The organism is Magnetococcales bacterium (genome assembly GCA_015231925.1).
In the GTDB taxonomy this organism is placed as follows: domain Bacteria; phylum Pseudomonadota; class Magnetococcia; order Magnetococcales; family JADGAQ01; genus JADGAQ01.
On sequence record JADGAQ010000128.1, the window covers coordinates 1 to 12,141 of the forward strand.

General features: G+C 57.1%; 10 protein-coding genes and 1 tRNA gene. 5 read left to right on the forward strand and 6 right to left on the reverse strand.

What is annotated here, in order from left to right; genetic code table 11:
• Nucleotides 1-75: 75 nt before the first annotated feature.
• Nucleotides 76-738 (forward strand): DUF3047 domain-containing protein, encoded by a 663-nt coding sequence (locus HQL56_13405; GenBank protein MBF0310517.1) that lies wholly within the window; start codon nucleotides 76-78, stop codon nucleotides 736-738.
• Here HQL56_13405 and HQL56_13410 read toward each other — a convergent pair.
• From HQL56_13410 to HQL56_13435, 6 genes are all read right to left on the reverse strand, one after another.
• Nucleotides 724-1,389, reverse strand: coding sequence for a class I SAM-dependent methyltransferase (locus HQL56_13410; protein ID MBF0310518.1), 666 nt, complete (start codon nucleotides 1,387-1,389; stop codon nucleotides 724-726). The two genes, HQL56_13405 and HQL56_13410, sit on opposite strands and share 15 nt — an antisense overlap.
• A 259-nt stretch (nucleotides 1,390-1,648) precedes the next feature.
• Nucleotides 1,649-2,056, reverse strand: a complete 408-nt coding sequence (locus HQL56_13415) for a hypothetical protein (protein MBF0310519.1) — start codon at nucleotides 2,054-2,056, stop codon at nucleotides 1,649-1,651.
• 28 nt (nucleotides 2,057-2,084) lie between these two features.
• On the reverse strand, nucleotides 2,085-2,549 hold the full coding sequence (locus tag HQL56_13420) for a polymer-forming cytoskeletal protein (protein MBF0310520.1): 465 nt from the start codon (nucleotides 2,547-2,549) through the stop codon (nucleotides 2,085-2,087).
• Complete coding sequence (locus tag HQL56_13425; GenBank protein MBF0310521.1) at nucleotides 2,471-3,550, reverse strand: M23 family metallopeptidase; 1,080 nt, start codon at nucleotides 3,548-3,550, stop codon at nucleotides 2,471-2,473. The genes HQL56_13420 and HQL56_13425 overlap by 79 nt, the downstream gene beginning before the upstream one ends.
• A 149-nt stretch (nucleotides 3,551-3,699) precedes the next feature.
• Nucleotides 3,700-5,556: an aspartate--tRNA ligase gene (gene aspS, locus HQL56_13430; GenBank protein MBF0310522.1), complete on the reverse strand. Its 1,857-nt coding sequence runs from the start codon at nucleotides 5,554-5,556 to the stop codon at nucleotides 3,700-3,702.
• A complete protein-coding gene (locus tag HQL56_13435; GenBank protein ID MBF0310523.1) occupies nucleotides 5,553-6,518 on the reverse strand; it encodes an SEC-C domain-containing protein in 966 nt (321 codons plus the stop codon). Before HQL56_13435 ends, aspS begins: the two co-directional genes overlap by 4 nt.
• A gap of 161 nt (nucleotides 6,519-6,679) precedes the next feature.
• Here HQL56_13435 and gltX point away from each other — a divergent pair, with 161 nt between their 5' ends.
• The 4 genes from gltX to HQL56_13455 all read left to right on the forward strand — a co-directional run bounded on the left by gltX (nucleotide 6,680) and on the right by HQL56_13455 (nucleotide 11,780).
• Nucleotides 6,680-8,086, forward strand: a complete 1,407-nt coding sequence (gene gltX, locus HQL56_13440; protein MBF0310524.1) for a glutamate--tRNA ligase — start codon at nucleotides 6,680-6,682, stop codon at nucleotides 8,084-8,086.
• A gap of 80 nt (nucleotides 8,087-8,166) precedes the next feature.
• A tRNA-Ala gene (locus HQL56_13445) sits at nucleotides 8,167-8,242 on the forward strand.
• A gap of 261 nt (nucleotides 8,243-8,503) precedes the next feature.
• Nucleotides 8,504-10,060, forward strand: coding sequence for a GNAT family N-acetyltransferase (locus tag HQL56_13450; protein MBF0310525.1), 1,557 nt, complete (start codon nucleotides 8,504-8,506; stop codon nucleotides 10,058-10,060).
• 598 nt (nucleotides 10,061-10,658) lie between these two features.
• A complete protein-coding gene (locus HQL56_13455) occupies nucleotides 10,659-11,780 on the forward strand; it encodes a hypothetical protein (GenBank protein ID MBF0310526.1) in 1,122 nt (373 codons plus the stop codon).
• Nucleotides 11,781-12,141 lie beyond the last annotated feature (361 nt).

The window sequence follows — 12,141 nt, forward strand, 5'->3', positions numbered from 1 at the left end:
GAGGGCCATGGAGGGCCCGAGTCAAACCTCCGCCGGGGGCGATAATCGCCCCCGGACCCCCGTATTAATGACCGAATGAAACAGAAATGGAATAAGACCCGGCAGCGGGCGAGGCACACCGGATTGGCGTTGCTCCTCTCCTGGAATAGCGCCGTTGCGCAACAGGCCATCTCCTTCACCCCGGAGGAGATGGCCCGTTGGGAAGAGCAGACCTTCCGGGGCGCGACCCGTTACACACCGCTGCTGCATCAGGGACGCGCCGCATTGCGGGCCGAAGCCCACGGCAGCGCCTCGGGACGCATCCTGCGGCAGCGCATCGATCTGCGGCAGACTCCCTTCCTGCACTGGTCCTGGTTTTTGCCGGCATCCCCGCTGGATTCGAATCCCCGCGAAAAACAGGGCGACGACTTCGCCCTGCGGGTCTATGTGCTCTTTTCGGGAGGATGGGCTTTCTGGCAGAGCCGGGCCATCAATTACGTCTGGTCGGCTCGGGAAGCCGCTGGTTCCAACTGGCCCAATCCCTTCACCGACCGGGCTCGAATGGTCTCGGTACGCCAAGGTCCGGAAGCTGTGGGTCGCTGGGTGGAGGAGGCGCGGGACATCCGCCAGGATCACCGCAACCTGTTCGGTTATGATGTGGATTACGTGGACGCCCTGGCCATCATGAGCGATACCGACAACACCGGCAGCTCCGCAACGGGCTACTACGGGGAGATTGTTTTTTCAACGCAGCGCTGAACGCTGCCACACCCCGACCACGTTGTCGCTCAAAGCGGGGAAAAAGTGGCTCGGGCCACTCAGCAACTGCCGTCCCACCCGGTCGTACCAGGGGAGCAGGCCCAGCCGGTGCAGGCCGCCACGCCAGATGCGGCCTCCCGGATGGCCCCCCGCGCCATACAGACGAAAGCCCATGGCCCGCAACATCTCCCGCGTCCAGTAACTCAAATGGGCTTCGTGGTCATTGTATCCGGTCATGGTGGAGTGGCCCGGACGCAAGGCCGAATAGTTCGGAGTGGACAGCACCACCCGCTTTCGGGCCACCCGTTTGGCCTCCTCCAACAACTCCCGTCCCGGCGCCTCTTCCAGATGTTCGATAACCTCGACCAGCAACACGGTATCGAATGAGGCCTCCTCGAAGGGCAACGGCGGAAACAGGGCCTGCCGCACCGCCTCGTAGAACCCACTGCCCATGGCGTGATCCACATTGGGTTGAAAGGCGTCGCAGCCGGTTATTCGAGGCCGACCCTGGGGAACGGGAGCCACGGTCTCCCAGTAGTTGGTGGTGCAAAGAGCCCCCCACTTGCCGAAACCGCAGCCCAAGTCCAGGATGGCTGGCCCTTCGATCAGGGGAATGATCAGCGGATCGAGAAATACCGGACTACCACCCATGAGCCCATCTCCCGGACATTAAAAACTACGGGGGTTCGGAGGGGATTATCACCCCCGACGGGTCCAGGGCAGAGCCCTGGGAATCTTCCCTTATCCTCTATCCTTCGGGCTCGCCATGTTCAAGGTCCATCGGGGGCCTTTTCCCGAAGATCCCGAGAGGGGCCCGCCATTGGTCGCTCAGCGCCGAACGCCTTTATTGATTGGCGCTGGAACGACCGGATTGCCCGCCCCAGGGACTGGCCAAGGGGTTGCGGAAAAGCTACTTCCCGCAATCGCGGAAGGCCTGATCCAGACGGCTTTTGGCGCTGGCGATGTAGCGCTTGCTCAAATCGGCCAGTGGTTCGGTATTGAAGCGCATCTTCCCCAGAAGCTGGGTCACCTCCTGAAATCCGGTGCGACCCGCTTCCCCCCGGCAATTGTCATAGGCTTTGGCGATCTGTTCGAAAATCGCCGCCGATTCCCGCCAGGCATAGACGGTGGCCTGTTCCAGGACCATGGTCTGGGCGGCCTTGCTCTCCTGGGAGGCCATACTCACCTCCTTGGCCTTGGCCTGCCTCAAATACTTATCAGAGGTTTCCTTGAAACACTTTGCATCCTGACACGCCACAGCGGTTGAGGCGAAGAGGAAAACGCTCACACTCAGAAGTGATTGGCGAAGCCGGGTCATGTCAGCCTCCGATAGGTGAGATGCAACATCAGGTCAACAGGTTTTGACCATTGGGAGACGGCAGTTGTGGCAGATCGGGTGAGTTGCCGGAGGAAGGCGCCATCAACAAATTCGTGACTCCCTCCGCCCCCCCTTTTTGCGGTTCCATGGGACGACTCTCCCCTTCGAAGAGACTGCCCCGTTCGATGACCAGAATGCGGGTCATGAGGCGTCCGGTCACTTTACCCCCGCCCAGGATCTCCACCTCCTCGCAGGTGGCCGTACCGGCAAAGCGTCCGGTGACCACCAGCTTCTTGGCCAGGATCTCCCCTTCCACCAGTCCCTGTTTGCCAATGGTGATCAGGCTGGAGGAACGCACCTGCCCGGTGACATGGCCATCTACATGCAGCTTGCACTCCAGATCGAAGTTTCCGGTTACTTTTGTGCCAGTTGCAATGATGGTGGTGCCTGATCGGTCCACTTTTTCTGCATCACCTTTATTAAAGAAGGCCATTGGACGGGTTTCTCCTGGAAGATACGATCGAAGTTGCTTTGATCCCACTTCAAGAATGCGGCGGGGTCCAGGACATGGTTCAGGTAACGAACCTCGTAATGCAGATGGGGACCGTCGCTCAAACCGGTGCTGCCGCTCAGCCCGAGCAGGTCTCCCTTGGCCACGAAATCCCCCGGAGAAACCAATGCCTTGCTGAGATGGCCATAGAAGGTGCGGAAACCGAAATTGTGGCGCACCACCACCATCAGTCCCAAGCCACCTTCGGCCTTTTGCCATTCGGCGGCTTCCACCACGCCATCGGCGGTAACGGCCACCCGACTGCCCGTCGGCGTGCCGAAATCGACCCCCTCATGAAAGGCATGACGGTTGTAAATGGGATGGAATCGGTCGCCGAAGGCGCTGGAAACCTTGTGGGTCACCAGGGGGTAGCCATTGGGAATGCTGGAAAACATCATGGAGCGCAACGCCAGATCCCGGGCGGAGAGAGCCCCCGGCTTGGCACGGGCGGAAGCCTCCCGAAGATGGGGGGAAGCCGATTCGGCAGGTGATTTTTTGTCGGCAACCTGGTTGATGCCCCGCTGTTGCAACTCCCGCAGAGTCATTTCCATGCGGCTGGTCAGGGAAAGTCCGGGATCCGGGGGCACCAGTCCCAACATCAGACGGGCCGTTTCCAGCTTGACATCCAGCTCCTGCAGCGCGGTCTCCCGGACGGTGAGGCGATCCGCCAACTCCCGGTTCTGCTGTTGCAGCAACTCGACTTCGGTGGACAACTCCTCCACTCGAATCTCCGGCGTGGTTTGCACGACCTGCGCAGGACGGCCCACCCAAACACCCGCCAGAAACAGCAGCACAGCCGCCCCCCCACCCAGCCACGGCAACAACCGGGGCACAAAAGAGGGCACCGCCAGATGTCGGGATCCCGAGGCACGGGTGACAGTGACCACCATGGCTTCGGTCGTCGCGCGGGAAGCGAGCATCCGGTACAAGAAGGAGCGGCCCATCAGGCCATTCCCCCGCTGAAGGGGTCAAGCCGCAGCTTCTCGAACGGCTGGCTACCTGGTACCTGAAGTCGCCTCATCATCCCCCCGGCAGACAGTGAAAGGGAACAGATTCGAAAACGACTTCCATGTCGTACAACTCAACCCCCGTATCAAACGGGAGCAGCCTCTTCCTTCACTTTGGCGGTGGAGCGCAGGGAAAGCTCCTTCAACTGCCGGGGATCGACCGAGGAAGGCGCCTGGGTCAGCAGGCACGAGGCCTTCTGGGTCTTGGGGAAGGCGATGACATCCCGAATCGACTCCACCCCCAGAAGAATCGCCACCAACCGGTCGAGCCCGATGGCCAAACCACCGTGAGGAGGGGCTCCGAAAGCCAGGGCCTTCAACAGGAAGCCGAACTTCTCTTCGGCTTCTTCGGCTCCGATGGCCAAAAGCTCAAGCATTCGTTTTTGCAACTCGGTATCGTGGATACGAACCGAACCACCACCGACCTCGGTACCGTTAAGTACCAGGTCGTAGGCCTTGGCCTTCATCTCCAGCAATACCGACGGCGGCCAGGTGGCGGGATCGGTGTTCATCAAGCGATCCCGATCCTCGTCCCCGGGCGAGGTGAAGGGATGATGCACCGCCACGCAACGCTTCTCCTCCGCATCCCAGTCGAGCAGGGGGAAATCGGTGACCCAGACGAAGGAGAGGGCCTTGTCGTCGATCAGCCCCAGATCCTTGGCCACCCGGATGCGCAAACGCCCCAGGGATTCGTTGACCACGGCGGTACGATCGGCTCCAAAAAAGAGAATATCGCCATTTTGCACGTTTGTCAGTCGCAGAATGGCCTCTTTCTCCTCCGGAGAGAAGAATTTCACGATGGGCGATTGCCACCCCCCCTCGGCTTCGGCACCCGTCACCTTGATCCAGGCCAGCCCCTTGGATCCGAAGGTGGCGGTAAAGGCGGTGTAATCGTCGATCTGCTTGCGGGTCAACGAGGCCCCGCCCGGCACCCGCAGCACCTTGACCACCCCCCGGTCGTTGCGGTCGCCCTGCAGATTGGCGAACTGGGCAAAGACCTTGAAGCCGGTATTTTTCATGGCCTCGGTCACATTGACCAGTTCCATGGGAATGCGCATGTCGGGGGCATCCCGGCCAAAGCGTTCTATGGCTTCGGCATAGGTGATGCGCGGCAGAGGCAGGGGGAGATCAATCTCCCGCGACTCCTTCAGAATGGCCGCCACCATGCGCTCCGTGAGGCCGATCACGTCATCCGGCTCCACGAAGGACATCTCCAGATCGATCTGGGTGAACTCCGGCTGGCGGTCGGCCCGCAGATCCTCGTCCCGGAAGCAGCGCACCACCTGGAAATAGCGATCGTAGCCCGCCACCATCAGCAACTGTTTGAACAGTTGCGGCGACTGGGGCAAGGCGAAAAACTGCCCCGGATTGACCCGGGAAGGCACCAGATAGTCCCGTGCGCCCTCGGGGGTGCTGCGGGTCAGCATGGGGGTCTCCACCTCCAGAAAGCCCTCCTGATCCAGAAAACGCCGCGTGGTCTGCATGACCCGGTGGCGGAAGATCAGGTTGCGTTGCATGAAGGGCCGACGCAAATCGAGGAACCGGTGGGTCAGGCGGGTGTTCTCCCCCACGTCCTCCTCGTCCAGTTGGAAGGGCAGCCCCTGGCTGGCGGCCAGCACCGTCAAAGCCTCCGCCATCACCTCGATGGCCCCGGTGGCCAGATTGCTGTTTTCCGTCTCGGCGGGTCGAGGGGAGACCGTGCCCTCCACCTGGATGACATACTCGTTACGCAGCACATGGGCCTGGGCGTGGATCTCCGAGGCATGCTCCGGAGAAAACACCACCTGAACCAGCCCGGTGCGATCCCGCAGATCGACGAATATGACCCCGCCGTGGTCCCGGCGGCGGTTGACCCAGCCGCACAGCACCACACGGGAACCCACCTGGGGATGTCGCACATCGTTGCAATAGTGGCTGCGCTTCATGGTCTGTCCTTCACTCATTCCTCTTCGGCGGCTTCGACCGACTTGTCTTCATCCAGGCGCTCGCGATTGCGGGCTGCCTGCAGGGACTCTTCCACCAGCTTCTGCATGTAGACCCGCTCCTGCTCGCGGAAACGATCGCTCAAGGATTTGGCCTGCTCGTAAGAGGCCACCGCCTCCTCGAAGTGATCCAGGGAGTGGTTCAGCAGCCCCTTCAGATAGTGGTTGAAGGGATTGGTGGGCTCCTCCTCCAAAGCCGACTCCACCCAGGTATCGGCATTGTCCGGATCCCCCTGATCGAGGTAGAAGGCCGCGAGTTTCTGGGCCACCTGGCCACGGGTCACGCCCTTTGGATGGTCGTACTCGTCCAGGAGGAAATCCTCGGCCTCCTGGTGACGTTCCGCCTCCACCAGCCATTCGGCGTAACGGGCCACCCAGAAGTCGAAGAGCAGACGCGGATCGTCGCGGGCTCCGTCGAGAACCGTTTTCAGCAGTCGCAAGGCCGTTTCCGGATCCCCTTCCTGCTGCAACCGGGTGGCGCCGTCGATGCGGGCCAGCTCGGAAGCCTGTTGCCAGTCGACATTGCGCAGGGTGGCCAGGGGCAGTTTCTGGATCAGCAGGGAGATGGCCGCCGCCCGGATCTCCGGAGTGGGGGAACCCAGCTTCCAGGCCACCGCCTCCTCGTCGCCGAGGTGGCAGGCCTTGAATTTCTTGCCGGAACCACAGGGACACGGATCGTTGCGCCCGACTTTGGGAGTGGCCACGTTGGCCCTGCCCCGGGTGCGGAAGGCCGATTCGGGGCGCGGCGCCATCTCCTGCAGCCGTTCGGCGAAGTAGAGATACCACTTCCAGAACGGGCTCTTGGCCAGGTCGTCCACCCCGGCGAGCCAGGCCGCCAACCGTTCGGCATCGGGCTCCATCGCTGCCCGCGCCAAAGCCTCGGCGTACACTTCCGGTTTATTCAAATCTTGCGCTGCTGCCACGGCGTCGACTCCTTCCTCGGCCCAGAAAGCCTTTTCAATGCACCAAAATCGTGCATATTAAGCCAGACGGTTCTAGAATGCCAGTGTGTGTGCGATGTCGCGCGCTCCGAACCGCATTTCACTCTTCCCAGCCACCCTTTGCCGCCGATATCGATAAGACCATGACCTTTCGCACCCGTTTTGCCCCCTCCCCCACCGGTTTTCTGCACATCGGTTCCGCCCGGACGGCCCTGTTCTGCTATCTGCAGGCGCGGCGCGAGGGGGGAACCCTGTTGTTGCGCATTGAAGACACCGATCTGGAACGCTCCAAACAGGAAGCGGTGGATGTCATTCTGGAGGGATTGGCCTGGATGGGCCTCTCCCCCGACGAACCGCCCGTCTACCAATCGCAGCGCCATGCCCAGCATCGGGAGGCCGCCTTGCGCCTGCTGGCGGAAGGCAAGGCCTACCGTTGCGTCTGCACCAGGGAGGAGCTGGACGCCATGAGGGAGGAGCAGCGGGAGAAGAAGCTCAAGCCCAAGTACGACGGGCGCTGTCGCCATCGTCAGGCGGACATTGCGGCGGACGCCCCCGCCGTGGTGCGTTTCATCACCCCCGCCGACGGCGAGGTGGGGTGGGACGATCTGATTCAGGGCACGATTCGATTCAAGAACGAGGAGCTGGACGATCTCATCCTGCTGCGTTCCGACGGCAGCCCCACTTACAATCTGGCGGTGGTGGTGGATGATCACGACATGGCCATCAACCATGTCATTCGCGGGGAGGATCACATCAGCAACACCCCCCGGCAGATTCATCTCTTTCGCGCCCTGGGGTGGGAGGTGCCGCAGTATGGCCACATGCCGCTGCTGCACGGCAGCGACGGGGCCAAGCTCTCCAAGCGGCACGGTGCGGTTTCGGTATTGCAGTTCCGCGAGGACGGCTATCTGCCGGAGGCCCTCAACAACTATCTGGTACGTCTGGGCTGGTCTCACGGGGAGCAGGAGATCTTCACCATGGCGGAGATGGAGCGGCTGTTCGATGTGCGCCAGTTGGGGCGATCGGCCTCGATTTTCGACCACGATAAGCTGCTGTGGATCAACGGCCATCACATTCGCGCCGCCGAACCGGAGCGCTTGGCGGGGTTGCTGACCCATCAACTGCATCTCATCGGCATCGCCGATCCCGACCCCGAACTGGTGCGGGCGGTGATTCCGGCGTTGCAGCCCCGCGCCAAGAGTTTGCGGGAGATGGCGGAGTCGGCCCGTTTCTATTTTGCGGAGAGGGTGACGCCTTATCAGGAGAAGGCGGTGGGCAAGCATCTCAAAGCCGAGATTCTGCCCGCCTATCAGGCGCTGCTTGCGGCCTTGCAGGCACAGGAGGCGTGGCGTCACGATCCGTTGGAGGCGACCTTCAAGGAGGTGATGGAGGCCCACGGGCTGGCCATGGGCAAACTGGCGCAACCGGTACGCATCGCCCTGACGGGCACGGATGTCTCCCCGAGTATTTTTGCCGTGCTGGAGGCGCTGGGCCGGGAACGTTCCCTGACGCGCCTGGCGGAACTGGCTGATTTCTGGGGGCGTCTGTAAATTTTTGCCCCGACGCTGAAAAGGGGGTTGACACCCACCCCGCTTTTGCCTAAGATCCGGTCCTCGTTGCGCGAGACGTTGGGGCCATAGCTCAGCTGGGAGAGCGCTTGAATGGCATTCAAGAGGTCGGCGGTTCGATCCCGCCTGGCTCCACCAATTCAGACTGTTGATGAAAAGCCGCCCGCCAAGGCGGCTTTTTTTATTTGACTTTCAATATTTATCTTTTAAGTAGCAAAAAAAGGAAATGTTCTGTCCTTTGACTTGGTTTTTAATACGTTTCTTTTGAAGCCTGATATTTTAAAAGAAAAAATCAAGCGAAAAAGCCAAAAGATTAGAACATTTTCTTTTTTTGATACTTAAAAGATAACATATTAAAAACATATAATTGATTGACTTTTGGGAGAATCCGGAGGTGACATGGAATACCGATTTTCCTCTCTGCCAGGCCGATGGGTCAGCCCTGAATTGATTGACGAATACGCCAAATTCTATTCCGAGCATTACGGATATTGGCAAAGCCCGGCTGCCCCACTCAAACGAATCAAGCTTGGTTCGGAACATCTCAAAAAATGGTTTACGGACGAACGCTCCCAAGTTGCGGAAGCCCGTTTGCAGAATGAACTTATCGGGTACGCCATTTCCATTCAAGCCAAAACAGCCAAGGGGAAGATAATTTCCTGGGTTACGCAACTGGTGGTTCACAGCGACCACCGCCAAAAAGGCGTTGGGAAGGAGTTGTTGTTTTCCGCCTGGTGTTTCTCCGATCATTTCGCCTGGGGACTACTCAGTTCGAATCCCTATGCGGTCAGAGCCTTGGAAAAGGCCACCCGAAGGCGTTGCGACCCCGCCCGCATCCACAAAAACCGCAAGATGCTTTTCAATTTCGGCCTACAACATGTTTGGTATATCAAACCGGACACCTGCTGGACGACCGGGGAAAACGCCTCTATCATCGACACAACGTTCAACGTCGACCATTCCCGACTGCCGGAGATGATCGAACACGTTACGTCCCCGGAGAAGCCCTGGTTGCTGGGAGAGCTACCGGATGGCTGGGAATGGGCAGCCTTCACCTTTCAGGACCAACCCCAATTCTCCCTGACCCAGGGAGAGATCGAGCAAATGCTTCAGGCCTCGGACCAAACGGTCAAGCAAGCCTATTCGAGGATGCTGTTGGACCACGATCACCAATGGGCCCGACACACCGCCCACGAGGTCCAATGGATAATCGACGCCTGCCAACTGGAGCCTGGCGACACCGTGCTGGACGTTGGCTGTGGTCGGGGTCGTCACAGCAACGGCCTGGGGCTTCGGGGGTATGCGGTGACCGGCGTCGATTATCTGGAAAACTTCATCTCTTCAGCCAAGGCGAACAAATCCCCCGACAGCAACGTGGAATTCATCGTCGGGGATTGCCGAAGCCTCCGTCTGGGCAGGCGGTATTCCGCCGTCATTTGTCTTTACGATGTGATCGGTTCTTATGCCGACGAAGAGGACAACCGCCGCATCCTCAACACCCTGGCCGAGCATCTGCGGGAGGGGGGTTTGGCTTTGTTGTCGGTAATGAATTTTGAATTGACCAACGCCCTGGCCAAGCATCATTTTTCGCTGGCGGACAATCCCGACGAACTCCTCAATCTCAAAGCCAGCGACACCATGGAACGGACGGGAGACATCTTCGATCCCGACTATTTCATGATTGACAGGGATACCCACCTTTGCTACCGCAAGGAACAGTTCAAAGAGCAGAACCAGCTTCATAAAGAATACATCGTGCGGGACAAACGCTACACCCAGGCGGAGATCGAGACATTATGCGCCGCATCGGGCCTGCAGGTGGTCTGGTCACGTTTCGTGCGCGCAGGCGACTGGACCACGCCGTTGCCCAACACCTCCCCCAAAGCCAAGGAGATTCTCTTGCTTTGCCGGAAGGCGGGGGCTTCCGTGCCAGACGAGGGGAATCCAACCGAGTAGCACCTCTGCCCCTACCCCTCTCTCCTGGGCAACTTTTGGACATTAAATGTTTTTCGCATTTGGCAAACCCTCCCCAAAAACGCTTACAGTGGTTTATTGAAAGCGGGGTTCCGAGGAAAATGCCTTTGGTACAACCGGATTTCGCCCCGACATATCCCGCTGACCCAGCCGTATCCTGGGCATAAAGGGATTACATGAGGCTTGCAACATGGGGGATTTTGCCCTACAGTGTGATGCAATAGGAAACAAGGATGGGTGGATTTCCAGGGGACGAGTATCTATCACGGAATAAACGCGATTGACGATTTCCTTGGGAGAGGATGGCGATTGCAAGGAGGGGCACCCAATGGCGTCGTCAGATGTGCGTGGCTGGAGAATTGGTATGGTGTCCCCGGATTTCCACTGCAGGTATGGTGTCCCCGGATTTCCACTGTATATGGTGTCCCCGGACTACCTGTCCCGTCGGCAATCTTCTAATCTTTCGAAAACATAAAACGTATATATAATACTTATGAAACCTTGGGAAAAACGACTTAGAGATCTAGCAAATCAACTCAATCTTTGCCTCAAGAGCTACTTGGAACCAGACTCATTTCGAATGAATACAAATCATTTTCTTCAAACGTCCATGACAATAACATTTATTATTCAAAAGAACAGAGAATCAATTCCAAACTTTGATGCTTGGTATTCAAGTACTGTCTTGCAGCCATGGGGTTCAGATGAGGTAATGAAGTGGGCAAAAGAGGCTCGAAATACCATTGAAAAGGAAGGAGATCTTGACTTAAACAGCTCCCTTAGACTTACGCTAATTTATTCACATCTAGAGAAGGACGATAAAATAATTGAATTTTCCAGAACTGACTTTCTGGGTGCTGGCGTAAGAAAACTGGTTCGCCTCGCCCAAAAAAACCTCCCTTCCGGAGTTTCCCGCTCTGCTTCGGTCAAAATAGAAAGACGCTGGGTAACATCCTCGCTTCCGCACCGGGAACTATTACAATCACTTATATATGTTTATGCGCGCACCTACGATTGTTGTAAAAACTTAGCCAATCACCTTAATTCCAAATTAGACGAGACCATCCAAGATCCTACTATATTTATTAATAAAACCCAGAGCCACCAAACAGGCTACTTCAAAATGAATAGTCGATATCAATATTCATTTGATACTCGATTAATTTCAATCGATAAAACATTTAAACCTGATCAGGCAATTCTTGACTTATTCAATACAGGTCAGGCTTTATCGGGCAGCCTTGAGAATATTTTTGAATATTATTCAAAAATGGCCAACACAATATTCAGCCATTTTGGCAGCCACCACCCTTCACTATTTATATTTAATGAAAATTGGCAAGTAATTGATTATATTTCAACACAGTTTAGCGATCAAGCAGATAAATTCATATTCTGGAGGTTCATTGCAGACCGAATCGCCGCTCTTCAGGCCTTTGGGTTGGTTTGGATAGCCGAATCTTGGCAACGAAAATTTGATTATCACAATAATACCGCTATTAGAAATATGCCAATAATAGGCGAAATGTTACACGTTGAGCTGATTGATAAACTAGGCAACAGAAGACACAAAGAATGGAGAATTACAAGAAATTCAGAACAATCAACAACAAAACTTGATGAAATTACAACACCAGAAAAACAAATAAGTATTTTCCCTTACTTTTTAGAGCCTGCGCTGAGAGCTCTGACTGGAAAATAATCTTTAAAATCAGAGGGCGCCATACTACAGAAATCAGGCGAAATCCGGGGACACCATACCCATTTCCAGGCGAAATCCGGCCCTCGAAATCCGGGGACACCATACCCATTTCCTTTATTATGGCGAAATCCGGGGACACCATACCCATTTCCTTTATTATGGCGAAATCCGGGGACGCGAAATCCGGGGACACCATACCAATTTCCTTTATTATGCGAAATCCGGGGACACCATACCCATTTCCTTTATTGCGAAATCCGGGGACACCATACCCATTTCCTTTATAGCCATAAGGAAATGCGTATGGTGTCCCCGAATTATCGGAATTGCAGCGGGGGCGGTGATGCCCTGCTACGAGATC

What these genes read in the sequence shown, in the direction of transcription:
- aspS (MBF0310522.1), bottom strand. Translation starts at nt 5,556, where the DNA reads ATGAGTGAAGGACAGACCATGAAGCGCAGCCACTATTGCAACGATGTG.
- HQL56_13405 (MBF0310517.1), top strand. Translation starts at nt 76, where the DNA reads ATGAAACAGAAATGGAATAAGACCCGGCAGCGGGCGAGGCACACCGGA.
- HQL56_13410 (MBF0310518.1), bottom strand. Translation starts at nt 1,389, where the DNA reads ATGGGTGGTAGTCCGGTATTTCTCGATCCGCTGATCATTCCCCTGATC.
- HQL56_13450 (MBF0310525.1), top strand. Translation starts at nt 8,504, where the DNA reads ATGGAATACCGATTTTCCTCTCTGCCAGGCCGATGGGTCAGCCCTGAA.
- gltX (MBF0310524.1), top strand. Translation starts at nt 6,680, where the DNA reads ATGACCTTTCGCACCCGTTTTGCCCCCTCCCCCACCGGTTTTCTGCAC.
- HQL56_13415 (MBF0310519.1), bottom strand. Translation starts at nt 2,056, where the DNA reads ATGACCCGGCTTCGCCAATCACTTCTGAGTGTGAGCGTTTTCCTCTTC.
- HQL56_13420 (MBF0310520.1), bottom strand. Translation starts at nt 2,549, where the DNA reads ATGGCCTTCTTTAATAAAGGTGATGCAGAAAAAGTGGACCGATCAGGC.
- HQL56_13455 (MBF0310526.1), top strand. Translation starts at nt 10,659, where the DNA reads ATGAATACAAATCATTTTCTTCAAACGTCCATGACAATAACATTTATT.
- HQL56_13425 (MBF0310521.1), bottom strand. Translation starts at nt 3,550, where the DNA reads ATGGGCCGCTCCTTCTTGTACCGGATGCTCGCTTCCCGCGCGACGACC.